General features: G+C 70.5%; 20 protein-coding genes, 1 tRNA gene and 3 pseudogenes. 13 read left to right on the top strand and 11 right to left on the bottom strand.

The genetic code is table 11. The features are described 5' to 3' along the window. Nucleotides 1-18: 18 nt before the first annotated feature. Together QFZ64_RS15370 and QFZ64_RS15365 are read right to left on the bottom strand one after the other, a co-directional pair. A complete protein-coding gene (locus tag QFZ64_RS15370) occupies nucleotides 19-582 on the bottom strand; it encodes a VOC family protein (RefSeq protein WP_307066057.1) in 564 nt (187 codons plus the stop codon). 72 nt (nucleotides 583-654) lie between these two features. Further along, nucleotides 655-825 (bottom strand): hypothetical protein, encoded by a 171-nt coding sequence (locus QFZ64_RS15365; RefSeq protein ID WP_307066055.1) that lies wholly within the window; start codon nucleotides 823-825, stop codon nucleotides 655-657. 273 nt (nucleotides 826-1,098) lie between these two features. On the opposite strand from QFZ64_RS15365, the gene QFZ64_RS15360 reads away from it, so the two are divergent. Both QFZ64_RS15360 and QFZ64_RS15355 read left to right on the top strand, forming a co-directional pair. Further along, entirely contained in the window at nucleotides 1,099-2,136 is a 1,038-nt protein-coding gene (locus tag QFZ64_RS15360) for an ABC transporter ATP-binding protein (protein WP_307066053.1), read from the top strand. Next, on the top strand, nucleotides 2,129-2,878 hold the full coding sequence (locus tag QFZ64_RS15355) for an ABC transporter permease (protein WP_307066051.1): 750 nt from the start codon (nucleotides 2,129-2,131) through the stop codon (nucleotides 2,876-2,878). Before QFZ64_RS15360 ends, QFZ64_RS15355 begins: the two co-directional genes overlap by 8 nt. A 282-nt stretch (nucleotides 2,879-3,160) precedes the next feature. Here the strand turns inward: QFZ64_RS15355 and QFZ64_RS15350 are convergent, their stop codons facing one another. Beyond that, nucleotides 3,161-4,351: a flotillin family protein gene (locus QFZ64_RS15350; protein WP_307066049.1), complete on the bottom strand. Its 1,191-nt coding sequence runs from the start codon at nucleotides 4,349-4,351 to the stop codon at nucleotides 3,161-3,163. Nucleotides 4,352-4,362: 11 nt separating this feature from the next. After that, nucleotides 4,363-4,614: a hypothetical protein gene (locus tag QFZ64_RS15345; RefSeq protein WP_307066047.1), complete on the bottom strand. Its 252-nt coding sequence runs from the start codon at nucleotides 4,612-4,614 to the stop codon at nucleotides 4,363-4,365. Between the two features lie 396 nt (nucleotides 4,615-5,010). Between QFZ64_RS15345 and QFZ64_RS15340 the strand changes: the two genes are divergently transcribed. From QFZ64_RS15340 to QFZ64_RS15320, 5 genes are all read left to right on the top strand, one after another. Then, nucleotides 5,011-5,136 (top strand): hypothetical protein, encoded by a 126-nt coding sequence (locus QFZ64_RS15340; RefSeq protein ID WP_307066045.1) that lies wholly within the window; start codon nucleotides 5,011-5,013, stop codon nucleotides 5,134-5,136. Nucleotides 5,137-5,905: 769 nt separating this feature from the next. Next, on the top strand, nucleotides 5,906-6,625 hold the full coding sequence (locus QFZ64_RS15335; protein ID WP_307066043.1) for a Crp/Fnr family transcriptional regulator: 720 nt from the start codon (nucleotides 5,906-5,908) through the stop codon (nucleotides 6,623-6,625). A gap of 172 nt (nucleotides 6,626-6,797) precedes the next feature. Beyond that, nucleotides 6,798-7,502 (top strand): hypothetical protein, encoded by a 705-nt coding sequence (locus QFZ64_RS15330; RefSeq protein WP_307066041.1) that lies wholly within the window; start codon nucleotides 6,798-6,800, stop codon nucleotides 7,500-7,502. A 13-nt stretch (nucleotides 7,503-7,515) separates the two neighbouring features. After that, nucleotides 7,516-9,642, top strand: a complete 2,127-nt coding sequence (locus QFZ64_RS15325) for a hypothetical protein (RefSeq protein ID WP_307066039.1) — start codon at nucleotides 7,516-7,518, stop codon at nucleotides 9,640-9,642. Next, entirely contained in the window at nucleotides 9,639-10,520 is an 882-nt protein-coding gene (locus QFZ64_RS15320; RefSeq protein ID WP_307066037.1) for a hypothetical protein, read from the top strand. The genes QFZ64_RS15325 and QFZ64_RS15320 overlap by 4 nt, the downstream gene beginning before the upstream one ends. A gap of 18 nt (nucleotides 10,521-10,538) precedes the next feature. Here the strand turns inward: QFZ64_RS15320 and QFZ64_RS15315 are convergent, their stop codons facing one another. Then, nucleotides 10,539-11,078 (bottom strand): hypothetical protein, encoded by a 540-nt coding sequence (locus tag QFZ64_RS15315; RefSeq protein ID WP_307066035.1) that lies wholly within the window; start codon nucleotides 11,076-11,078, stop codon nucleotides 10,539-10,541. A 110-nt stretch (nucleotides 11,079-11,188) separates the two neighbouring features. Between QFZ64_RS15315 and QFZ64_RS15310 the strand changes: the two genes are divergently transcribed. The 4 genes and pseudogenes from QFZ64_RS15310 to QFZ64_RS15295 all read left to right on the top strand — a co-directional run bounded on the left by QFZ64_RS15310 (nucleotide 11,189) and on the right by QFZ64_RS15295 (nucleotide 14,968). Beyond that, nucleotides 11,189-12,451 (top strand): OmpA family protein, encoded by a 1,263-nt coding sequence (locus tag QFZ64_RS15310; protein WP_307066034.1) that lies wholly within the window; start codon nucleotides 11,189-11,191, stop codon nucleotides 12,449-12,451. An 80-nt stretch (nucleotides 12,452-12,531) separates the two neighbouring features. Further along, nucleotides 12,532-13,779, top strand: a complete 1,248-nt coding sequence (locus QFZ64_RS15305) for a hypothetical protein (protein ID WP_307066032.1) — start codon at nucleotides 12,532-12,534, stop codon at nucleotides 13,777-13,779. A gap of 462 nt (nucleotides 13,780-14,241) precedes the next feature. Continuing rightward, nucleotides 14,242-14,511, top strand: coding sequence for a type II toxin-antitoxin system Phd/YefM family antitoxin (locus QFZ64_RS15300; RefSeq protein WP_307066030.1), 270 nt, complete (start codon nucleotides 14,242-14,244; stop codon nucleotides 14,509-14,511). After that, nucleotides 14,501-14,968 (top strand): annotated as a pseudogene (locus QFZ64_RS15295) (type II toxin-antitoxin system VapC family toxin). Before QFZ64_RS15300 ends, QFZ64_RS15295 begins: the two are co-directional and overlap by 11 nt. An 850-nt stretch (nucleotides 14,969-15,818) precedes the next feature. On the opposite strand, the pseudogene QFZ64_RS15290 reads toward QFZ64_RS15295, so the two are convergent. Further along, nucleotides 15,819-16,121: pseudogene (locus QFZ64_RS15290) on the bottom strand (UTRA domain-containing protein); the annotation flags it as partial. Nucleotides 16,122-16,134: 13 nt separating this feature from the next. Between QFZ64_RS15290 and QFZ64_RS15285 the strand changes: the two are divergent. After that, nucleotides 16,135-16,359: pseudogene (locus QFZ64_RS15285) on the top strand (tyrosine-type recombinase/integrase); the annotation flags it as partial. A gap of 78 nt (nucleotides 16,360-16,437) precedes the next feature. Here the strand turns inward: QFZ64_RS15285 and QFZ64_RS15280 are convergent. The 5 genes from QFZ64_RS15280 to QFZ64_RS15260 form a co-directional block, all read right to left on the bottom strand. Continuing rightward, nucleotides 16,438-16,513, bottom strand: a tRNA-Arg gene (locus QFZ64_RS15280). 88 nt (nucleotides 16,514-16,601) lie between these two features. Then, nucleotides 16,602-17,738 (bottom strand): cyclopropane-fatty-acyl-phospholipid synthase family protein, encoded by a 1,137-nt coding sequence (locus QFZ64_RS15275; protein WP_307066028.1) that lies wholly within the window; start codon nucleotides 17,736-17,738, stop codon nucleotides 16,602-16,604. Next, nucleotides 17,735-18,358, bottom strand: coding sequence for an SDR family NAD(P)-dependent oxidoreductase (locus QFZ64_RS15270; protein WP_373430745.1), 624 nt, complete (start codon nucleotides 18,356-18,358; stop codon nucleotides 17,735-17,737). Before QFZ64_RS15270 ends, QFZ64_RS15275 begins: the two co-directional genes overlap by 4 nt. Nucleotides 18,359-18,652: 294 nt before the next feature. Next, nucleotides 18,653-19,240, bottom strand: coding sequence for a helix-turn-helix transcriptional regulator (locus QFZ64_RS15265; protein WP_307066023.1), 588 nt, complete (start codon nucleotides 19,238-19,240; stop codon nucleotides 18,653-18,655). 205 nt (nucleotides 19,241-19,445) lie between these two features. After that, on the bottom strand, nucleotides 19,446-21,362 hold the full coding sequence (locus QFZ64_RS15260; protein WP_307066021.1) for an acyl-CoA dehydrogenase: 1,917 nt from the start codon (nucleotides 21,360-21,362) through the stop codon (nucleotides 19,446-19,448). A gap of 469 nt (nucleotides 21,363-21,831) precedes the next feature. Between QFZ64_RS15260 and QFZ64_RS15255 the strand changes: the two genes are divergently transcribed. Continuing rightward, a complete protein-coding gene (locus tag QFZ64_RS15255; protein WP_307066019.1) occupies nucleotides 21,832-22,650 on the top strand; it encodes a ScbR family autoregulator-binding transcription factor in 819 nt (272 codons plus the stop codon). Nucleotides 22,651-22,752 lie beyond the last annotated feature (102 nt).

The following is a 22,752-nucleotide window of genomic DNA, read 5'->3' as shown; positions in this document are numbered from 1 at the left end:
CCCTGAGCCTCGGTGACCTCAGCCGTCCGACGGGTCGTCGAACATCTGGGTGGTGGCGGGCACGCGTCGCGACAGCGCGATGGACTGGTCGGCCAGCTGCTCGGCGGTGACCGGCTTCGCGTAGGCGCCGAGGGCGAACGTCGCATGGGCCCACTCGCTGAACTCGACGATGCCGAGGCGGTTCCCCTCGGGGTCGTGGAGGCTGGCGCCGCGGCCCATGGAGTCGCCCGCCTCACCCCGGTAGAAAGGACTGTCGCGGAATTGATCACGGAACTCCGCGCGGATCCGTTTGGGGAGCGGGAGATCGTAGGGGCCGGCCACGACGGTGCCGCCCGTCGCCTTCCATTCGTCGAGTGCCCGGTCGAGATCCTCGACGGCGAACATCACGGTCACGCCCTCGCCCGGGAAATTCCGCTTATTGACGGTGAGCAGGATTCCGTCGCTCGACACGGGGGCGTGGAAAGATATCTGCTCGGGCGAGAGCGACCGTGCGAGACGCAGCCCGAGGAAATGTTCGTAGAACTCCGTTCCGGCGTCCACGTCGTCGACCGGCACATTGATGATGACGGGCTTGGGAATCATCTCTCTCCTCCGTGGGCCGGGTCGGCCGGGCTCCTGGAGGTGCCGGGCGTGAACGGCCCGGCACCCCGTCGATCAGGCGGTGGGACGCACCACCGCACCGCAGGACGACGACGTACAGCCGGCGCAGCAGGACGAGGCACCGGGCACGACGACGCCGAACGCACCGCTGTCGGTGCCCATGACGAGCCCCGGCTGAAGCGCGGAACTACGGTGCTCGACGACGATCACACTCTCGATCTTCATGTCAATTTCACCCCCTGACTTCACATCGGTCGACGGATTCGGGCGGAATGTTGAACGACCCGCCCAATGGGGGCAAGTATCCGAACGCCCTTACCGGAATGTCAATGTGCGATATTTGCGAGAAGTGTCACCGGTTGCCGGTTACATATGTCATTCCCGAGCGATGACAAAAAAGGCAGGAGAAAGGGGCGTGAGCGAAAGGCGGGAGGGCTGTTTCCGGCGAAGATCCCATGCTAGGGTGACGCAGCTCACAAGCGGCCGGAATGAGGCGAGATGATCGCAGCGGATGCCCAGCTCCTGGTGCGCATTCGGGATGTGGACGTCGTGCGGCGACGCGGCGGCACACGGGTGCGTGTGCTGTCGGGGGTGAGCCTTCAGGTGCGACGGGGCGAACGCGTGGCGCTGCTCGGCGCCAACGGCGCGGGCAAGACCACACTGACCTACGTCCTGCTCGGTCTGCTCAAGCCCGAGAGCGGCACCGTCGAGGTGCTCGGCGGCCGGCCCGAACCGGCACTCGCGGCCGGAGAACTCGGCGCGATGCTCCAGGAGACGGGTCTGATGCGAGGCGCCCGGGTCGGCGAACTCATATCCCTGGTCACCGACTTGTACGGCCGCCGCACCAGCGCCCAGGTGCTCGCGGAGACCGGCCTGCGGGACTTACGCACACGACAGGTGACACAGCTCTCCGGAGGAGAGCGCCAACGCCTGAAACTGGCCCTCGCCCTCGCCGGACTGCCCCGCCTGCTCTTCCTCGACGAACCGACGGTCGCTCTCGACGTGTCGGCCCGGGCCCGCTTCTGGCAGGTGCTCAACGAGCGTGTCGAGGACGGCGCCACGGTCCTGTTCACCACCCACTACCTCCACGAGGCCGAGCAGTTCGCCGACCGCGTCGTGGTGTTACGGGCCGGGAAGGTCGTCGCCGACGGCACGGTCGCCCAACTGCGGTCCTCCTTCACCGAGAGCCGCATCTCCTTCCGCACGGCCGAACCGCTCGCCGACGGCATGCTGCGCGGCCTGCCCGGGGTGCGCGCGGTCGAGGAGGACGGCCCCACCCGTACGGTGACCACCGCCGACAGCGACGCCACACTCGCCGCGCTCTACGCGAAGATCGGCGGCGACCGGGACGACGTCGTACTGCGGGACGTCGCCATCACCTCCGCCTCCCTGGAGGACGCGCTCAGCGAGCTCCTCAGCGTCGACGAGGGCCAGGCGCAGGGGGACGGGGGCCACCCGGACAGTCAGGGAGCCGGCGGACACGGGGCGGGCGGACATGGGGCCGTTCCGGGCGAAGGAGGCGACGGAAATGACTGACATGCTGCGCTACGCCAAGCTGGACACCCTCTGCCTCGTCCGCAGCGCCTACTTCCTGACCTTCTCCGTACTGTTCTCCGCGGGCTTCTACGTCATGTTCACGATGGTCGCCCAGGACACCCTCTCCGAGAGCCCGCTCTTCGCCCGCGACTACATGCTCTCCATGTCGGTGTCCGGCGCGTTCTTCGGCGCACTCAACGGCGCGGGCATCCGCCTCGGCACGGAGCGCGGCGAAGGCTGGGCCCGCCAGGTGCTGCTCACCCCGCTCTCCGGCGCCGCCTACCTCGGCGCGAAGGCACTCACCGCCTGGCTGGCCACGCTGCCCGCGGCCGTGGTCGTCTTCGCCCTCGGTGCCTTCGCCAACGACGTCTCCATGCCGGCCGCCGACTGGCTCGCCGCACTCGGCGTCATCTGGGGCGCCAGCCTCGTCTTCGTCCTGGCCGGCCTGGCCGTGGGACTCGTCGCGGTCGGCGAGTCGGCCCAGTACATCAGCCTGGGCGTCTTCTTCCCGCTCGCCATGCTCGGCGGCCTGTGGTTCCCCCTCGACGACTTCCCCGCCGGCCTGCGCCACGCCGCCGACTTCCTCCCCACCCGCTCCCTCGACCAACTCGCCACCCTCGTCACACCGGGCGGCGGGGACGCGCCCGTGCTGCGCCCTGTCCTGGTGCTGGTGTGCTGGGGGCTGGCGCTGGCCGGGGTGGTCCTCTCACGGTCCCGGGCGGTGGTGCTGGCCCGCGTGTGACGGCCTGCGCGTGGATGGGCCGGGTGCGAGGGGCCGGGTGTGACGGCCTGCGCGTGGATGGGCCGGGTGCGAGGGGCCGGGTGTGATGGCCCGCGTGTGGCACGACCCCGAACACGGCGAAGGGCCGGCCCCGGAGGAAACCCCTCCTGAGCCTGCCCTTCCCTTCGTGCCCCGGCAGAACCCGGGCAGCGGCGACAAACAGTGAGCGACAAACAGTGAGCGCCGAGCGCCGACGCCCTCCTCCGCACACGAAAGCCTGTTCACCGCTCCTGGAGACCGGCCCTAGTCGACGTCCACCCGACCGTCCCTCGGTGCCCGCTCCTTGCCGAAGGGCAGCTGGCGCAGGCCGCTGTCCTCGCCCTCCCCGGAGCCGGGGCGGTGGCCGTCGGCATCCTGGCCGCTCAGGTTCTGCCGGACCGAGTCGAGGATCGTCAGGCCCTGGGACACCAGGCCGGCGGCGATCTCACCGAGGCCGTCCGCGCCGTTGAGGACATTGACGTTGGCGCCGGCGAGGCCACCGGCGGCCTCCTTGACGATCTGCGGGAGCTGGTCGATCAGCATCCGGTCGAGCGCGACCCGGTCGTACGAGGCCGCCGCCTCCGCCTGGATCTTCATCCGCTGCGCCTCGGCGGCCGCGAGTATCCTGACCCGCTCGGCCTCGGCCTCGGCGGGCTTGACGACCTCGGCCACCAACTGCTGCTGCCGCAAACGCGCCTGACGCTGCGCCAGCTCCGTCTGGACGGCGAGCACCTCCTGCTGGGCGTGTGCCTGCGCCAGCGGTCCGGCCTGCGCGGCCTGCGCCTGGGCACGGTCCACCTCGGCCGAGTACTCGGCCTGGACGATGGCGGTCTGCCGGGCGTACTCGGCCTGCTCACGGGCCGCCGCCTGCTCCGCCTGGGCCGCGGCCTGGGTGGCCTGTGCCTGGGCGATCTGGGCCTGCCGCTGGATGGCGGCCTTGTGCGGGGCCGACATCGCGTCGATGTAGCCGGTGTCACCGTCGTCGATCGACTGGATCTGGAGGGAGTCGACGGTCAGGCCGATCTTCGCCATCTCCGTCTTGGAGGTGTCCAGGACCTCCGCGGCGAGCTTCTGCCGCTCGGTGACGATCTCCTCGACCGTCATCGAACCGATGATGGCCCGCAGATGCCCGGCGAAGATCCGGCCGGTGAGCACCGACATCTGATCCTGGTCGGACAGGAAGCGCTGACCCGCGTTGATGATGCTTTCGTGGTCGTTGCCGACCTTGAAGGCGATGACCGCGCGGACGTGCAACGCGATGCCCTGCTTGGTCACACACGTCTCGGTGACCTCGGACTCGCACATCGACAGGGTGAGGAACCTGACCTTCCGGAAGACCGGAAGCACGAACTTCCCGTGCCCTGTCACCACTCGGAACGGCGCGCCCCCCAGTCCCCGCCTGCCGCCCGAGATCAACATCGCCTCGTCGGGTGCGGGGACGCGGTAACCGAACATGCCTGTACTCCTCAGCCGGCGTCGGCGGTTCTCTCGCCGAGCGCGTCCAATGGATCCACCCACTCGATGACGCCCACCTCGCGGCATCCACGTGATTCGACCACGAGCACCGTCGCGCCCGCGGACAAGGGGCTCTCCGACCAGGCCAGGAACGTCTCGGAACCCCCTCTTACCCGCACCAGGATCTCGCCGGGGCCCGCGGAACCGCGAGTTCCGATGAGTACCTTCCCCGTGCAGCCGATCACGGCCTCGTCCTGCGGCATCACCGGCGGTCCTCCTCGCCTGGCCCTCTGATCCCGACGATAGCCCCAGTCCGCCCGGGACCCAACGCCCAGGAGCCCCCGGTCTGCACCACCGGACCGCACCCACTTCCCACGACGCGCCACGGCACCCCGACTCCCCACCCGTCGACAGCCGCCCCGGCGGTGACGAGGCACCCGGAGAGACGGACGCCCCGCTCGAACGTCCGCCCGCCAGACTGGTCGATGTTCTCGGACACCGAAGGCTCCGGCGCCTTGGGGTGCACATGCTCTGATCATTCTCATCTTCCTGGCTGTGTTCCTCACCTGGGCAGTCCCGGGAACGCATGCCCATCCACGTGATTCGACCACGAGCACCGTCGCGCCCTCGGGGCACCGAGGGACATGGGCGACTGTTGCGTGGATGCCGAGCAAGCCGGCGGAGCGGTCGTCCTGTGTCTCGACCACCTGCCCGAGACACTCGACTGGCCCGCCCTGCTGTCCTCGGGCACCACCCGCAGCGGCTTCATGCCCACCCAGACCTGACCAAGCGAGGTACCGGACTCGCGGAGCGAGCATTGCGCCGCCGCCGTCGCGGACCCTTGAACTTTGAAACCTTTCGTCCAGAGGCGACCTGGGCGGGCGCATGACCTTGGGCTGATCCGGCTCTCACCTGGTGGAACGGCCCACTGGAATCTGTGCTTGTCTGCCGCTGTTCGTCCGCGCTGTCACTCAGCGGGACACGCACTCGTGGAACGCGGGCCTCCCGGAAGGCCTGCCGCGCGGCTTCGCCCCGGAGAGGCCTGCTTGCGTCAGGTGGCTGCGCCGTCAGGGCGCGGAAAACCGTGCTGCCTGCGGGGTACCGTGCGCGTACCGTCGGTCCGGACCGCGGGAGTGGAAGCCTGTGCCGTACGCACACGAGGTGATCCTCAACGAACTCGCACAGGGGCTGAGACCTGCGGACGAGGGCGTCAGGTGGTTCGAGGGTTTCGAAGGGGAGCAACGCACGGCTCCGCGCGCACTGGTGCTGTTCTGCGGGCAGGCCCGCGGGCATGGCGGCGGACGCCTACGTCCTGGCGTACCGGCTCGTGGCGACGTACTGGTACCACTTCCCCGTCCGCCGCCATCGGCGCAGCAGTCGAGGCTGCTGCATAGGCGCTCATCGTCCTGGCGTGCGCCCCTGATGCGCGCCCGGCGCATCAAGTGGACCCTCCGCACACTCTGTCCCGGTCCCCTGTCAACTGCTTCTCTGGAACAGCTGATTCGCACGGATCAGAAGCAGATCAAAGTGGTGCGGAGAAGGAGAGGAGCGCCCTTGACGCCGCAGTTTCCATCCCAGGGCCTCGAAGGGTGGCCCGCCCGCAGCTTCCTCGGTGGCCTGTCGGAACCCGTCCGTATCGAGCTGCTCCGGATCGGTACCCGCTGCCGCTACCTGCCCGAGGACATCCTGCTCCGCGAGGGCGACTTCTCCAACCATGTGATTCTTCTGCGCTCCGGATTCGTCAAGGTCACCGCTCGCTTGGACAACGGCCACGAGTCGTTGCTCGCCATCCGCGTCGGAGGGGACATAGTCGGCGAGATGGCCGCCATGGACGACGGTGCGCCGAGGTCGGCCACGGTCACCGCCTGCGGAGAGGTCGTCGCCAGTATCGTCCGAGAGTCCGACCTTCGGGCGTTCCTCGAACTCCACCCCGAGGCGGCGCGCGCGGTCAACCGGATCGTCGTGCAGCGGCTGCGCTGGTCGAACCAACGGCGAGTGGAGTTCGGGGGATATCCGGTCAAGGTACGGCTTGCCCGCGTGCTCGCCGAACTGGCGACCTCGTACGGTCATCCGGTGCCCCGCGGGCTGGTCATAGGGGTCGACCTCACCCAGCCGGAACTGGCCGCGCTCGCCGGCTCGGCGGAGGTCACCATCCACAAGGCGCTCGCCGAACTGCGCAGGGACGACCTCATCACCACCGGCTACCGCCGCACCACTGTCCTCGACCTGCTCCGGCTGCGGGCAGTCGCCCGGCTGCCCGCAGCCGTCCCGTAACAGGGGTGTCGCCTGCCCCGCCTGCCGAAAACCGTATTTCTACGACCCACTCGGTGTTCCCCGTCTCCGGGCGCACAGTTGACGCCCGACCTCGTTCGACCACGGCAGACGGGTGACTGAGTCCATGACATCGCAATCGCATTCACGGGAAATCATCACGCGGCATCTGTGCATGGCTGCCGACGTGGAGAAGTACAGCCGCCTCGACACCCCGAGCCAGGAGGCCTTCCAAACCGACCTGGTGCGAGTGCTGGAAGAGGCGGCGGTACTCAGCGGCCTGGACCGCACGGCCTGGGAACGCCAACCGCAGGGCGATCAGGAATTCGCCGTGCTGCCGCTCGGAACTCAGGAACCTCTGGTACTCGGCAGCTTCGTACGGAACCTGGCCGTCCGGCTCGGCGAGCGCAACGCCAACCGCGCCGAAGAGGAGCGGATGAGGCTCCGGCTCGCCATCGACTTCGGAGTGGCCCGCACAGCCGCTCTCGGCCACAGCGGGCCCGCCCCCGTCTCCGTCGCGCGCTATCTCAACGCGCCCCAGCTGAAGCACGTGCTGGAGGCTCTCGGCTCGACCGATCTCGCGGTGATCGTTTCCGACCGGATCTACCAGGACGTGGTCCGGCTTCGAGGCGAGGGCCAGGGACTGGATCCGAGCCGGTACGTCAGGGTGCACGTTCACCAGAAGGAGTTCAGCGGCTACGGCTGGATCCACGTACCGGAGCACGGCCGGGAGGAACTGGAGCCGCTCGTGGCCGACCCGGAGACGGAGGAGGCGGCGGCTCCCGCGCCCACCAACGTGGTGCAGAAGAACAAGGGCGGCGTCTTCCACTTCGGCAGCGGCGACGCGGCCAGGACCATGCACAAGAAGTACTACGGGTGATGGTGAGTGAGACATGGACGACAAGACCGAACCCGTGCACGAACACATGGACCCGCTTCCGGCTGAGCCGTCCGTCGACGAGGAGGAGGCCGCAGCCACACCCGCCGGCATGGAGACGTCCGACGAACAGGCCGATCACATCCGGCAGTTGCGGGAACGCGGTCTGGCGCACACCCTCGTGGACGGGGGAGTCGAGGCGAGAGCCGTCGGCTTCGGCAGCGGTGACGCGGCCGGGACGATCTACAAGAACTACTACGGCACTCCGGCCGTCGACCCTGTCGACGGCCGGGTCCCGGAGGACGACCTTGACCGGCTGCGCGAGCGGTACGTCGCACCGGCCACACACACCGCGCTGGTCGACCACCTGACCGAACACGGGGTCGCGGTGCTGCGTGGGGCCCCCGGCTCCGGGCGTTACACCATGGCACTGCTCGCCGTGCGACAGGCGATGGACACCGGCGTCGTCGTCCTGGACTCGCAGGCGGGCGTGCGTCGGCTGGTCACCGACGACGGGGGCCTTCAGCCGAGCCGGGGCCATGTCATCGAAGGCGACGGCACGGAGTGGGCGAACGAACTGCGCCCTCAGCTGCTCATACGGCTGCGGGCAGCGACGTACGGCCGTTCCCCACTGGTGATCATCGTCGACGACCACGTGCCGGTCGGAAGTCTCACCGGGCATGTGGTCGAGCACGAGGTGACGAGCGGGATGCCGTACGAGGTGCTGGAGCGGCACCTGACGGTACTGCTCGCCGACCGGCCGCTGGACTGCCGCAAACTGCTGGAGCACGAGGGCCTGCGGGAGGACCTGCGCGGGCGCAGGTCCATGGCCGAGGTCGCTGGGCTGGCCGGCCAACTGGCACAGCGGGTGCGTGACGGCGACGACGTCGACCAGATCGTGCAGGGGCTGGGAGCCGAGCTGCGGGCCAAGGCGGTGAGGCTCCTCGGACCACCGGGGACAGACGCGGCCGACGGGGCCAACAGGCAGCAGCCGTCCATGTGGTCGCGCGCGTTCCTGCTGGCCTGCGTGGTGCTCGACGGGACCACGCTGAGCCGGGTCAGCCGGGAGTCCCACCGGCTCGCCGAGCTGCTGCACGGGGTGCGCTCACCCTCCTCGGCTCCGGCGATGCCGCTGTTCGAGGAGAGCGTACGGGACTGGCTCGACCACTCCGACGTGGAGTTCACCGACCGGACCGGGCAACCGGTCGGGTCCAGGCACCCGGAGTGCCTGGTGCGGGTCAGCCAGCCCGGTCTCGGTGAGGCGGTCCTGGAGGTGCTGTGGCACGACCACAGCGGCGCGCGTGGACCCCTGCTGGAGTGGCTGGACGGCCTCGTCGTCCGGGGCGAGGAGGACATCCAGGTGTCCGCCGCCCAGACGGTCGGTCTGCTGGCCACCTTCGACTGGGCCTACGTGCGCGAGGAACTGCTCGTCCGCTGGGCGTCCGCACGGGAGCACGCCGACCGACGGCGGTTCGCCGCGGCCTGGGCGCTGGAACGGGCGGTGACCGATCCGCTGCTCGCCCCCCGCGTTCAGCGCCTGCTGTCGCGCTGGTCCCAGCGCCGTGACTTCCAGGCGTGTGCCAAGGTCGCGTACGGCACGCGCATCGGCGCACAGTTCCCCGCGGAGGCACTGAACAGTCTGGAGCGGATCGCCGGGACGGGGACGAGGAGCGTCTGGGACGCGGTACGGGAGATCTACGCGGCCGGATCACGGGCCCAGGTGCTGGAACGGCTGGCCCAGTGGTCCACGTCGTCACGCCACTGGCTGCGCGACGATGCGGCGAAGTGCTTCCAGGGGCTCAGCAGGTTCCGGGGCGAGCGAGCGGTCACCGCCTTCCTCAAGGAGCCGGGGCCCCGTGAGCATCTGCTGCTGCTGAGCCGGCGGACCCTGCTCAGCAGCAGCCGTGCACACCGACAGTGTGGCTGGAACTGCATGCGGCTGTGGGTGGAGCGGGCCGGGGACGAGCCGGGCCTCGACGAGCTGGTGGCCGGGTTCTTCGCCGAGTTGCCCGAGCCGGACGCCGAGGGCGACCGGCTGCGGGAGCGGCTGCTGTTCCACCTGCGGCTGTGGGATCACCAACTCCCCGACGGCAGCACAGCCCTGCATGTCAAGTCACTTCTGGAGGAGAGGTGGTCGATGTGACCAGCACAACGCGTCGTGGCCCGTTCGCCTGGCTGCGAGGCATGTTCGGCGGCCGGCCGGTGTACAGCACGCCCTTCGAAGCCGTGGCGGTCCAGGTACCGGAGACCGTGTCGGTGCATCGCAGCTCGACCGTCAGGTTCGAAACCCCTGCCAAGGGCGACGGCTTCGGCTTCCAGGTCGAGATCCGCTGCGACTGGTGCGCCGAGGGGCGCCTCGACGAGCAGACGCTCGGTCGTGCCCTCGACGGCTACCAGGCGGTCATGCCCGAACGGCTCACCGAGCGGATCCGTGACATCGCCCGCCGCTACGAGCCGTTCCGTGCCGAGGAGGCCGAGCGCGCCGTCAACGACCACCTGAGGGAGGGAGAATGCTTCGAGAACGGGCTGGTGAACTGTCGCACCGTCGCCCAGTTCCAGCCGGCGCCGGAAGTACTGGAACAGCAGCGCAAGGCTGCTCTGGAACTCCAGGACATCGAGCACCGGTACGCGAAGTCGGCGCTCCAGGTACGGCTGCTGAGCGAGGTCGCCGAGAAGTGGCGGGCGTTCCTCGCCGGCGGGCTGACCGGAGTGTCGCAGAACGACGACGCGCTTGCCTGGCTGACGCCATGGGCGGTGCTGCTGGCCGAGCAGCCGGACAAGGCAGCCACCGAGGTCGGCGAGATGTTCCGGCAGCGGCAGCACCAGGTCGAGACGTTCGTCAAGCTCCTGGAGGGCCAGTCGAAGGCGTACCAGGCGCAGGACCTCTTCGAGTTCGTCGCCACGAACGAGCGTCAACTCGGCCACGCCATGCGGTTGTTCGGGCTGCCACTGCCGGGCGAACTGGGACCCGGTCGCGAGCCCCCGGAGCCGCTGCCCCGGGCCAGGACGGCCCGGGGCTGAGGCGATGGCGCGGGGGGATCAGGCCGGCAGCGCACGGGTGAGGAAGGACAGCCCGGCCGTCACTGCCATCAGCCCCGTCCAGACGACACCCCTGGCGATGTACCGGTGCTTGGTCATCACCACCTGGGCGAGCACCGGGATCAGTTGCCAGATCTCCTTGCGTTCACCGGCCTCGTCCGCCGGCGGAGCGGTGCCGTCGGCAACGGCCAGCAACGGCAGACTGAACCTGTTGGGGGTGGGCGGCGGCCCCAAGCGGGGGCGGAGCGCCTGGACCACGCAGTACACGGCGGGCAGGAACGTCGCCACCTGTAGCGACAGCAGGACCGCCGTGGCCCAGGCGCCGGGGCCGCCCCTCTCCCACGCCTCGCGCATCACGCCGCCCTGCGGTACGGCCATGGCCATCAGCCCCGCTTGAACGGCACCGAGGATGCCCACCTTGGTGTCGGCGAACTGGGCCGACGCCTGGAGTGACGTGTAAACGGTCAGCCCCGACTGGAGACCGGCACCTCCCTCTTCTCCCGCGGTGTCGTTAGCGGCGGACGCGTTGGCACTGTGCACGGAGAACCTCCTGGCACGGAATGGACGAGGACCTCAAGTAACTCCCCTGTTTCCGCCGCAGAACAGTCACAAATGTGCATTTGCCTGTATTGGAGATCCCAGTGAGTCCCTTGACCCGATCACGCCTCACCCGGCTCCTCGCAGGGGCGTCGGCGCTGACCGCCGTGCTGGCGGGCAGCGGCTGCGGCGCGTTCGACACGCCCGAAGCGAAACCCTGCGCCTGGCTGGACCGCGGCTCCGACGGCGCGGACACCACTCAGGCGCGAACCGTCGTGCTCCTGGACCGCAGCCCGTCCGTCCGGCCGGACCGGGCCGCCCCGCTGGGCGACCGGATACCGGACCTGGCGGCCACCGCGCTGGCCGCTCCGGACCTCTCGCCCTCGGCATTGGAGGGCGGCACCCTGTCCGCCGCCGGCTTCGACGGCACCAGGGCCACCGTCACCTGGGCGGTGGACCGCGCGCCCGTCACGCCCGTGAAGGGCAACAGCACGCTGAAGAAGGACCGGCGCGACGGCCGGAGCGCCTGTCTGGGCCAACGGCTGCGGCAGATGGCAGCCGAAGCGCCGGACACCCGTCGGTCCGATGTGCTCGGCGCGCTCGCCGCGGCCGGCGACCAGCTCGGCCCGAAAGGGGGCCGCCGACGGATCGTCGTGGCGACCGACGGGTTGACGAACACCGGCTGCACCGATCTGCGCTCCGCCGGGTTCGATGGCACGGCGGAGATCAAGGCGACGGCGGCACGCTGTCGCAAGGCGGGCGAACTGCCCGACCTGACAGGCACCGAGGTGACCCTGGTAGGCATCGGCCACGCTGCCCACGGCAAGGCGCCATCCTCTCCGCAGACCGCCTGGCTGACCGCCTTCTGGCGCGAGATGTGCGACGCGACCGGCGCCTCCTCCTGCGAGGTGGCCGCCGCGGCACAGGTCCGCCGGGCCGGAAAGAACACCCGGGCCGGCAAGACGGAACCGGAGGTGACCTTCCCGGCCGTCGCGGAGCAGCAGTCCGGGCGGACCACCACGATCACCCTGCCCGGCTCCGTGCTGTTCGCGACCGACAGCGCGGAGCTGTCCCCGTCGGCACGCAGCGCGCTGGACGACGCCGCCCGGCGCATCGACGACCTCGATCCCGTCTCGGTCGCCGTCTCCGGGCACACCGACTCACGCGGCAGCGAACAGCACGGCAGGCAGCTCTCGCAGGCCCGCGCGCGGGCCGTCCGGACCGCCCTCGCCGAACGTGGGATCGCGGTGGCGTCCGCCCGTGGCTACTCCGACGACCGGCCCAGCTGCGCCCCTGAGTACCACGACGGTGTACCGGACTTCGCGGCCATGGCGTGCAACCGCCGTGTGGAGATCACCGTGACGGTGCGCCGCTGACCGACCCGACTCCACCCGCGGCCCGCCGCGAAACACATCACAAAAAGATCGCGTAAAGATCGCAGAAAAGGACGTCGTCCATGTCCCAGACCCATCGCGGCATCCCCTGCCACCACGGCTGTGGATGCGACATCCGGCACCTGGTGGCAAGCGCGGAGCACGGTCCCGAACGGGAACCGGAACACCTGGACAACGGTGAAATGCGGATGCTGCTGCGTGCGGCCCGCGAGGTAGCCGAGCTCGTCGGCCACAACCGTGAGCAACTCGCCGCTGCCCGGGCCCGTACGATCGACGCGCACGCCCGGACCGAGGAGGCGGTCCAGTCGCTGGCTCGCTTCGAGGCCGCAGCCTCTCTCCGGAAGACCCGAGTGGCCCACGAGGCAGTCGAATCCCGCCACGCGGAGGACGGCGCCCACGACCGGCGCCGCCGCCACCTGTGGATACGGGTCTTGCGCTGGCCGGTCATCGCCGCCATGGCCCTGTTCGACGCGTGGTACTTCACGCGGGTCTTCCAGTACCTCACCACCAGCGAGGAGACGGTCTCACTGGCCGAGCAGACGGTCTCCTTCCTGCCCGGTGTCGTGCTGGCCCTGGCCCTGATGCTGTCCGGCCACGCGATCGCGGACCCGCTGCACCGGGTACGCGAGTGGCTGCACGACCTCCGCGACCGCCGCCTGATGCTGTCCTTGCTCGGTTCGCTCGCCCTGCCGGCCCTCTACCTGGCCGCGGTGTTGTCCACGGTCACCGTCTGGGCGGCACTGAGGGCCCGTGACACGGGCACGGAGGAGGTCGAGGGCGCCCGCTATGCGCCCGGATGGGTCGCCGTACTGATGCTGATGCTCGCGATCACGGCCGTGGCCATGAAGGTCGTCGCCCACAATCCCTACGCGGACAGCGCGGCCGAGGCCCGCCGTGGCCTGCTGCGGGCCAGGCTGACGTATGCCTGGCTGGTACGACGAGTCGGGGATGCCCTGCGTGAGCATGAGCGGGCGTGGAGCGACCTGTGTGCGCTGCGCGATGAACTGGCCTCACAAGTGCGCCTGGAGAGCATGCGCGTCTGGGAGGCTGCCATCCTCACCGCCCGCATGGTCCACGGACAGGCCGGCCACCTCCCGCCCCTCCCGGTCGCCTCGCCGGACGGGCCGGAGGCGCAGGCGCCGACAGCCGCGTGGTTGGCGCCGCTCTTCTCCGGCGTGGTCGAGCCCCCACCCGAGCTCGGCCCTTTGGTCGAAGCCCACCGGATCGCCCTCACATGCGCCCCGGCCGAACTGCGCGCCCGCCGCACCGAGCTGACCAGCCGCATTGACTGTCAACTCGGCCCGGTATGAGGTCGGCCAGACAGTCAGGAACAGTCACGGGAGTGCGCCTCGACTCCGTACGAGTCCGACGGTGTCCCGCGCTGGCGCTACGAGTTCCTGACCGCATTCGAGTTCTCGAGACCGCCGCGCCCGAAGTGGAGCCCGAGCTCGACGATGTGAAGGATCTCGACCGAAGCTGTGCCGGGTGTGGTTCTGATCAGAAGAGACGCCAAAGCTGGGCGGTCAGGCCGCTTATGCAAGCGGCCCCGGACGAGGAGTCCGAGGCCGAGTAGGACCCCTCCACGGGGGGAGAAACCTCAGCACAGGGCGGTAACGCGTTGTACCCCGGCAGGATCCGAACTCGCGTCACCCGCTTCAGGAGTCCGATCCGAGCCCGCTCCGACTGCTGTCGTCAACTGGCGCGACGGCGGGCGTGAGTCTCGGGCAGCCGTCCTGTGTCACCCGGTAGCACACGGTGCTACCTCGGTCGATATGGGCGTTCAGCCCGAAATTAACCAACGGGATCTACGCAGCCGGCCCCGGGAGATCATGGATGCCGTACAGGGCGGTCAGTCGCTCACCGTCACCCGCGACGGACATCCGATCGGCCAACTCGTTCCGCTGCGTCGACGCCACCGGTTCGTCTCCCGCCAGGAATTCGCCGCGATGTCCAGGAGCGCCCCCGGCATCGACCTCGACAGGTTCCGTGCCGATCAGGACGCGACAGCCGACACCTACCTGGACGATCCTTATGACCGCTGATCGTTCGACGCATCAGCAGGGCCTCCTCGACACCGACAACATGATTCTGCGCCGCTGGGTGACCCCCGAGGAGCTACCGGACGAGATGGCGATCACCGCTGTCACCCTGGCCGAGTCGTCCGCCGGTCCGCACGAGGTCCGCCGCAACGACGAACAGAGCGGTTACGACGAACACGCGGAACGGCCCGCAGGCTCGACGTCCTGCAACGCGCCGAGAACGAGTTCGACCCCCATCCCCTTCGATGCCGAAGCTGCCCGCATCTACGGCCGTATCTGTGCCGCAGTGGTCAGCGCCGGCCGCAAGCCACGTCGCCGGGCGGCCGACCTGATGATCGCTGCCATCGCTGTGGTTGAAGGCCTTCCCCTCTTCACCACCAACCCCGACGACTTCAAAGGGCTGGACGATCTCCTCACCGTCGTGCCGGTCACCCGCCCGAGGGTGACCCACGAAGGCTGACGGCAGAGCACTGGTCTGGTGGGAGCACACCGGGGCGCGGATGTGATCACGCAGCAGGGCCGGTTCGAGGGATCAAACCCCTTGGACCGGCCCTGTGCCGTGTGCCCCCGGCAGGATTCGAACCTGCGACACCCGCTTTAGGAGTTCGATCTACACCCGCCCCTGGTGCCGTCATCGGCTGGTCCGACGGTCATCCAGGGGCGCTGCTGTATGCCGCCTTCCGGCCTCGTTGATGTCAGCCGTGGATGTCAGAGTCCAGCACTGACGCAGTGTCAGCGCTTGGCATAATGGGCCAATGAATCTAGGGGGAACGGCGTCAATCGCCGCCACTGCGGCGGTCGTTGGAGCAGGGCTTGGTGCCTTCGGGGTCATACGCGCGGCGAGGAGCACGGGGAACCTTCAGCGCCGCTCGCAGCACGAGCACTGGCGGCGGCAGGCTCGCGCTGATGCCTACGTCCGGTTCGTGAACGCGACAGATGAACTTGCTCCAGCGGTATCCGCCCTTACCCGGGCAGAGGACTCGGCCCCGGCGGACCTGCCGGAGCGGGCTGCCGAGGCTCGCCGCCTCATGTCGGCACTTTCGAAGGCCGAAAGTGCCGTGGCTTTGGCGGGGCCTGACAGTGTGGCCGCAGAAGCCAGAGCAGTAGCACGGAGGTACGGATTCATCCTGCGTAGCGCCCTCGTAGGCCAAGGACTGGAACCAAGCAGACGGGACGACCCGCCACCGCACGTACCCTCCTCTTGGCCGAGCTTGAGTCACTTCCGCGAACTGGCACGATCCGCCCTGGATGATCCCGATGGCGCCCTGAGGTAGCAGCGGCCGTCAGGCATGTGACTACCTCCGGTCTCCTCAACGGCTGATCGGGATCTCATAGACGATCTCGCAGTGAGCGGCGGGCACCACGATGTCGGCTGTCTCAACGGGCCGCCCGGCGTCGCTGTAGTAGTTCGCCGGATGTGCGTCACGAGCGCGGCTTTCTGGACGCCGAGTAGCGACGCTTCCTCGGCGGTCGCCTGCCTGGGGTCCGGGTGCCCCACGGCATGGCTGACGGTAACTCCGATCGCCCGCCATGCGGTTCACAACTCCGGCGCCCGCGTGGGGGCCGCCCTCCGACAGCACGACGAGAGTGCCAGCCGTGAGGTCGTACGGCTCTCAACTCATCGACGAGTTCGCCAGCCTCCGGGTGATCCGGCTGCACGATGCTCGGCACGGTACGGCCACGCTCCTGACGGCCGCCGGGGTCGCGCCCCGCGTCGTGATGGAGATCCTGGGGCACTCGCAGATCAGCATCACCATGGACGTGTACACGCACGTCGTGCAGGACACGCAGCGGGAGGCCATGAGCCATATGGACCGGCTGCTCAGGAAGAGGCGCCCCGGTCGCTCCTGATCGCGGGTGACCGCCCGCGTTGATGTCAGAAGTGGATGTCAAAGGCCCCGGACCATGATCGGTCCGGGGCCTTTTGGCTGGTGCCCCCGGCAGGATTCGAACCTGCGACACCCGCTTTAGGAGAGCGGTGCTCTATCCCCTGAGCTACGAAGGCGGGGTTCCGTCGGTGGGCGTGTGCGCGGTGGGGGCGACATGTCCGTCGACGGGGTGGCGGGTCACCGGTGAGGGTGGGCTCGCCGCCGTCAGTGTAGCGGGTGGGCTGCGGGGTGTGCGGGGGATGTTGCGGCCGGTCGGCCGGGCCCAGTGGCGGTGGGAGTCAGTGGGTGGTGTCGCGGCGGGCCAGGACCAGGCGGCCCACGGGGGTGGGGATCACCTTGACGTCGGTGAAGCCGGCGGTCTGGAATTCCTCGGCCAGGGACTCCGCGCGCACGACCGGAGGGATGCCGCGGCTGTCGGCCACGAGGGCGCTCCAGGGCGGCGCTCAGGCGGGCGGAGGGTGAGTCGTCCGGGGGCGGGGCCAGTTCCTGGGCGAGGAGGAGGCCGCCGGGGGTGAGGGCGCGCCGCACGGCGGCGAGGGTGGCCGCGCGGGCGTCGTGGGGGAAGAAGGCCTGGGCCCAGTAACAGACGGTGTAGGCGGCCTCGTCCTCGAAGTGCCGGGCATCGGTCCGGCGTATCTCCAGGCGGGAGGCGACGCCGGCGGCTTCCGCGCGGTCGCGCAGTTCCTCGGCGACGTCGGCGGCACGTTCGACGGCGACGGCGCGGAGGGCCGGGTATGCCGTCAGGGTGCTGAGCAGGGCGCCGCCGACGCCGCTGCCCACGTCCAGGAGGGGACCGCCCCCGGTCAGCCGCTCGTGGTAGTCCGGCAGTTCGGCGTAGGCCATGCCGAACAGGGCGCGTGACGCGTCCGTGGGGAGCATGCCCCAGTCGCGGGCGACGACCAGCGCGTCCTCCTGCCAGTCGTACGGCGTGCCGCTCGTCGAGAGCGCGGTGCGGACGCGGTCGCGGGAGGCGGCGACGGCGTCGAGGGCGATGTCCGTTCCCAGTCCGGAGGCGCCCGCCTGGAGGGCGGCGAAGTCGCCGTTCAGTGTGTAGGCGGGGGGAGTGGTCCCGGCCTCGCGGATCACGTCGGCGGCGAGGAGGACCTCGACCGTCCGGCGGGCGCGTTCGGCCGGGACGCCGCCGAGGGCGGCGAGGTCCTCGACGGTGACGGGGCGGGTCAGGGCCTCCAGCCATCCCTCGGCGGAGGCCGCGCGCAGCAGGTCGAGCAGGTGGGCGCTCTCCGCCCACTGCCGCAGACGGGCGCGGGCGCCCAGCGCCGCCTGTAAGGCCTGGAGGCTCTGCGGGTCCTGGGAGTCCGGTGTCGGTGCGTTGCCGCTCATGGGGGCTCGTTTCCTTGGGTCGTGGACGTCGTGGACGTCGTGGACGTCGTGGACGTCGTAGCGGAGTCGTGGCGTTGATTGTGCCCGGCGGCCGGGGTCACCAGGGCAGCGGGCCCTCGCGGTCGGTCAGTGTGCCGGTGGGGGTGTCGGGGCAGAGGGGGGGCGACGCGGACCGCCGCCTCCGCGCCCTCCTCGACAGTGTGGCCGACGCGGCCGGTGAACTCCGTCGCCGTCCGGCCGGGGTCGACCGCGTTGAAGCGGACCTCGGGGATCGTCCGGGCGTACTGCACGGTCAGCATGGTGACCGCGCTTATCGAGGAGCCGTAGGCGGCGAGCGGGTAGCGCGACTCGACGCGCTCGGGGTCGTGGACGAGCGCGAACGAGCCGACCCCGCTGGTGACGTTGACGACGGACGGGGTGGCGGCCGACGCGCGCAGCAGGGGGAGGAAGGCGCGGGTGACGCGGACGAGTCCGAAGACGTTGGTCTCGTAGACGTGGCGTATGTGGTCCGCCGTCATGTCGGCGGGTGCGGTCCCCGCGTTGTTGATCAGGACGTCCAGGTGGCCGACTTCGGCGCGCAGTGTCTCGACGGCAGCCTTGGCCGAGACGCCGTCGGTCACGTCCAACTGGACGAAGGAAGCGCCGATTCGGTCCGCCGCCTCGCGGCCGCGGTCGGTGTCCCGGGCGCCGATCCGCGGTCATGGTGACACCTGTCTTTCGGGTCCGGGTGTCCGGGTGTCCGGGTGTCCGGGTGTCCGGGTGTTCGCGTGGGTGCGGAGCAGAGGGACGGCCCGGTGGCCGGTCAGGGGTGGCGGACGGTGAGGAGGGCGGCGTCGACCGGGTCGGCGTCGACGGTCGCCGTGCCGCTCCGCGATGTCTCCACGATGGCCCGGCGGACGCGCCGGCGGCCTCCGTCAACCGACTGACAACCGCCGGGTGGGTCGCTTACAGCGGGTCGCTCGCAGCGGGGTGGCTACGCCGGGCAGCTCACGGCTTCGGCGGCACGCGGACGGCGGCTGGTCCGGCTGGGGGGAGGCGACGGTGTCCCCGGCCTCGCGGCCCTCGAGGGCGTCGCGGAGTTCCGCGCGGGAGGCGATCCCCGGCTCGGGGAAGACGCGGTACAGGTGCGAGGACACGGTGCGCGGGGAGAGGAACAGGCGCGAGGCGATCTGCGGGTTGGACAGTCCCGACGCCGCCGGCCTCGCGACCTCGGACTCCTGGGGGGTGAGGGCGGTGCCCGCCCTGCCCCGGCCCACGCGCGTCATACCGGTGGCGCGGAGTTCCGCCGCCCGGGCCTGCCACGTGCGGGCGCCGAGCTCCTCGAAGCGGTCGCGGGCGGCGGACAGGTAGCCGCGGGCCTCGCGGTTGAGTCCCCGGCGGCGCAGTTCCCCGCCGTACGCCAGGTGCGCGCGGCCACGTACGCCGTGACCCGGGCGACCACCGTGGACGCCCTGATCCTGGTCGTCACCGTAGGCACTGTCGCCGTGTCCGTCTTCATCCAACTGGCCTCGGCCAGGCGCCGGCGTCGCGACCGCCGTGTCGCCGACGGGCGGATCAGGTTCCGCCGGGCCGCCGGAGGAGCGGGCGGGGCCGGACGGGAGAGGGGCCGACGGGGCGGCTGCGCGATCGCCTGCCGCGGGCCCGTTGCCGGTGGTACGGCCGTCGCAGCCGTACCACGGGCATTCCCGTGTGCGGGCCGCCGATGCCTCAGGGCTGCTCCTCCAGGGTGCGGGTGATGCCGGCGCCGCTCGCGAGCGGGATCGTGGCCAGCAGGTCCGGGGGCAGGTCGAAGGCCTCGGCGAGGGTGGGCAGGTGGGGAGCCGCCTCGGCGGTGGCCGTGTCGAGGGCGCGCGGCAGGGCCCGTACCTGGTCGGGGGTGAGCAGGCCCTCGGCCAGCAGGTCGCCGGTGTGCTCGCGCAGGCGGCGGAGGAGGAAGATCCGGCACAGGGCCCGCAGGAGGGTCCGGGCCGTGGGGTCCGTGGCGCGGTCGGCGGCGGCGAGGAACGCGTCGGCGGCCGTGCGGCAGGCGTGGGCCTCGACCATCTCCAGCGCCGGTGTCGACGTGGCGTTCCAGCGGCCCGTCGGGTCGCCCGACGGGCCCTCGCGCAGGGCCGTGCGGGCACGTTTCTGCCAGATCGACTCGGCGTGCACCAGCAGGTCGCGCAGGAAGGCCGGGTCGTCCACGTCGCCGGGGACCGTGCGGGCGGGCGGGAGCGGGACGCGGTGGCCGAAGACCATCTCCGACGCCGCCTTCACCCAGATCACCAGGTTGTCGCCCTCGGCCGTGATGCCGCCCTCGATGTTGGCCGGCAGGTCGGAGATGCCGTTGGCCGGGAACAGGCCCTGGGCGCCGCAGCGTTCGCGGCACTCGATGGCGATGTCCCGGGCCTGCCAGGTGATCCAGCCCTTCGCGACCGCCGCGAGCCGCTCGATCTCCTCGCGCTCCTCCTGCTCCGCCCGGTTCCGCGAGCCGGCGTCGGGTTGTGCGGCGAACCGGGCCACCACCGTGCGGTGCAGGAACGTCATCGCGTACGCCGTCGCCAGGGCGTCGAGCAGTCGGCCGTGGTGGCTGCGGTGGGCGGCGACCGGTAGGCGTTCGCCCGCGCGCGGGCCTGCGATGCGGCGGCTGTGCGCGTGCCGGACGGCGATGGTGAGGGCCGCGCGGGCCATGCCCAGCGTGCCCGCGCTCATGCACAGCTTGCCCATCGTGACCCGGCCTATGGAGCGCAGGAACCGCTTGCGCCGGTTGCCGAGCGCGCTGGTCAGCGAGCCGTCGGGGGTCAGCCGCCCGTGCTCGCCCTGGAGCAGGGCCTCGCGCGGCAGCCGTACGTGATCGAAGGAGGTCAGGCAGTGGTCGACGGGCGTGCCGGTGCGCTCGGGCAGGCGTCGGACCGTGATGCCGGGCAGGTGACCGTGCTCGTCGCTGAGCGGGGTGAGGAAGAGGAAGATGCCCTGGTCCTCGCCGTCGATGAAGAGCCGGGCGGCGACGACGGCCGTCTTGGGGCCGCCGGTCAGGCTGGTGTTCGGCATGAACTTGGCCGCGCCCGGCGTGGGTGTGTGCAGGTCGAAGCAGCCGTGCTCGCGGTCCAGTACGGCGACGGTCTCCATCGCGGCGACATCGTTGCCGTGCTCCAACTCCGTGCACAGGAACGTGCCGATGCGGCGCATGGCGGTGAAGGGGGAGAGATCCCGCGTCCCGGCCTTCCCGGCCGCCGCGGGCCCGTGACCGTCCTCGCGGTCGCGGTCGTCGCCGCGGTGGTCTTCCCCGCGGTCGTGGTCTTCCCCGCGACGGTCGTGGTCGACGAGGCTGCCCAGGAACAGGTTGTAGTGGATGCTCGCCAGTGTCGTCAGGCCGCCGTCCACCGGGCCGATCCACTCGTGCAGCGCCGCCAGCCGGTGCGGATCGGCCGCGAACCGCGCGGGAGCGGCGGGGTCCTCGGCGGTCAGGGCGTCGTTGAGGAGGCGCAGGCGGTCGTAGGACAGCGCGGCGCGCTCGGCGGGGGAGAGGCCGGGGCGGTATGTGAAGGCCGGGCCGCCGACCAGTCGCCGCCAGGTGCCGTGGGTACGGTCGTGGTCGGGGCCCGCGAAGAGCAGGCGCGTCAGGTCCGCCCGGGCGGCGGCCATGGCCGCTTCCGTGGTCGCGGTGGTTTCCGTGGTGGCGGGGGCGTCCGTGTCCCGCGTGGCGTCCGGTGTGGACGGCGATCCCGGTTCCGGTCTTCCCGCAGGGGGTGGGGAGACGCGGTGGAATGCCTTCGTCCATAAGGACTCGGACGTCGTGACGGTCATCGGGTTCCCCCCTGGGGTGGGTCTCCTGGTGTGCAGCGGCTGTGAGGGCAGTGGGCCGGAATGTTTCGATCCGGAACCCAGATGATGAAGATAAGGACCGGCCGGTTTTCTTATCAAGGCCCACATCGGGCATATGCCACCCCAGTTCGTGAAGATCCGAGGATCGTCAAGGGACGGGAAGGCGTGCATGCGTGTAGAACAGGGAGCAACCGGGGCATCACTCACGGCTCCCGGCAGGGTTGAAAAAACCGTGCGGCTGGTTTTACTGTCCGTGAATCGTTGAACAGACAAACGGGGCGGGGTGCGTGTGGCGCGGCAGGAACGGGCCATCCGGACGCGGCAGGCCATCCTGGTCGCCGCGGCAGAGGTGTTCGACGAGGTCGGATACGAGGCGGCGACCATCTCCGACGTGCTGCGGCGGTCGGGGGTCACCAAGGGAGCCCTCTACTTCCATTTCCCGTCCAAGCAGGCGCTGGCCCAGGAGGTGCTGGCCGCGCAGGTCTCCTCCCTGCCGCGGGTGCCCGAGCAGGACCTGAAGCTCCAGGAGTCCCTGGACGAGGCGCTGTTGCTCGCCCATCTGCTGCAGAACGGCACCGGCGATCCCATCGTCCAGGGCAGCGTGCGTCTGACCGTTGACCAGGGTTCGGCCAGGGACCATCTCAACCGCCGGGTACCGATGCAGGACTGGACCGAGCACAACCAGGCCGTGTTCGAGGAGGCCAAGCGCCGGGGCGAGATTCTGGTGCACGTCGATGTCGCCGCTCTGGCGCGGCTCTTCGTCGGGGCGTTCACCGGCGTGCAGGTGCTCTCCCGGATCATGACCGAGCGCGCCGACCTGCCGGAACGCGTCGCTGACCTCTATCGCTACCTGATGCCGGCCGTCGCCGCGCCCGGTGTCCTCGTCCGCCTCGACTTCTCGGCCGAGCGCGGGCCGAAGGTGTACGAGGCCGCACTCCGCCGGCGCGAGGCGGAATCGGAGGCAGCAGGAGGGACGGCGGCGGCGGAGGCAACGGGAGGGACGGCAGGGGCGGCAACGGGAGGGACGTCGGGGGCGGCGGCGGGAGCGGTCGCCGGTGCGGGTTCCGTTCCCCGGACGAACGCCACCGGGGCCACCGCCCCCGGCTGATCCGTCGGCCGGGGGCGGCCGGTCGATCGGCAGGGTCCGGGCGGGGATCCGACCCGAACCGGCCGCAGCCCCTCGCTCGCGTCGACGCCCGCCCGTCCACCT

Source organism: Streptomyces sp. B3I8 (genome assembly GCF_030816915.1).
Taxonomy (GTDB): domain Bacteria; phylum Actinomycetota; class Actinomycetes; order Streptomycetales; family Streptomycetaceae; genus Streptomyces.
The sequence above is the reverse complement of the archived record's forward strand: the minus strand, read 5'-3'. Positions and strand labels throughout refer to the sequence as shown.

Excerpts from the sequence above, each read along its gene's own strand:
- QFZ64_RS15370 (WP_307066057.1), bottom strand. The coding sequence starts at position 582 with ATGATTCCCAAGCCCGTCATCATCAATGTGCCGGTCGACGACGTGGAC.
- QFZ64_RS15365 (WP_307066055.1), bottom strand. The coding sequence starts at position 825 with ATGAAGATCGAGAGTGTGATCGTCGTCGAGCACCGTAGTTCCGCGCTT.
- QFZ64_RS15360 (WP_307066053.1), top strand. The coding sequence starts at position 1,099 with ATGATCGCAGCGGATGCCCAGCTCCTGGTGCGCATTCGGGATGTGGAC.
- QFZ64_RS15355 (WP_307066051.1), top strand. The coding sequence starts at position 2,129 with ATGACTGACATGCTGCGCTACGCCAAGCTGGACACCCTCTGCCTCGTC.
- QFZ64_RS15350 (WP_307066049.1), bottom strand. The coding sequence starts at position 4,351 with ATGTTCGGTTACCGCGTCCCCGCACCCGACGAGGCGATGTTGATCTCG.
- QFZ64_RS15345 (WP_307066047.1), bottom strand. The coding sequence starts at position 4,614 with ATGCCGCAGGACGAGGCCGTGATCGGCTGCACGGGGAAGGTACTCATC.
- QFZ64_RS15330 (WP_307066041.1), top strand. The coding sequence starts at position 6,798 with ATGGCTGCCGACGTGGAGAAGTACAGCCGCCTCGACACCCCGAGCCAG.
- QFZ64_RS15325 (WP_307066039.1), top strand. The coding sequence starts at position 7,516 with ATGGACGACAAGACCGAACCCGTGCACGAACACATGGACCCGCTTCCG.
- QFZ64_RS15305 (WP_307066032.1), top strand. The coding sequence starts at position 12,532 with ATGTCCCAGACCCATCGCGGCATCCCCTGCCACCACGGCTGTGGATGC.
- QFZ64_RS15300 (WP_307066030.1), top strand. The coding sequence starts at position 14,242 with ATGGGCGTTCAGCCCGAAATTAACCAACGGGATCTACGCAGCCGGCCC.
- QFZ64_RS15275 (WP_307066028.1), bottom strand. The coding sequence starts at position 17,738 with ATGAGCGGCAACGCACCGACACCGGACTCCCAGGACCCGCAGAGCCTC.
- QFZ64_RS15260 (WP_307066021.1), bottom strand. The coding sequence starts at position 21,362 with ATGGCCGCCGCCCGGGCGGACCTGACGCGCCTGCTCTTCGCGGGCCCC.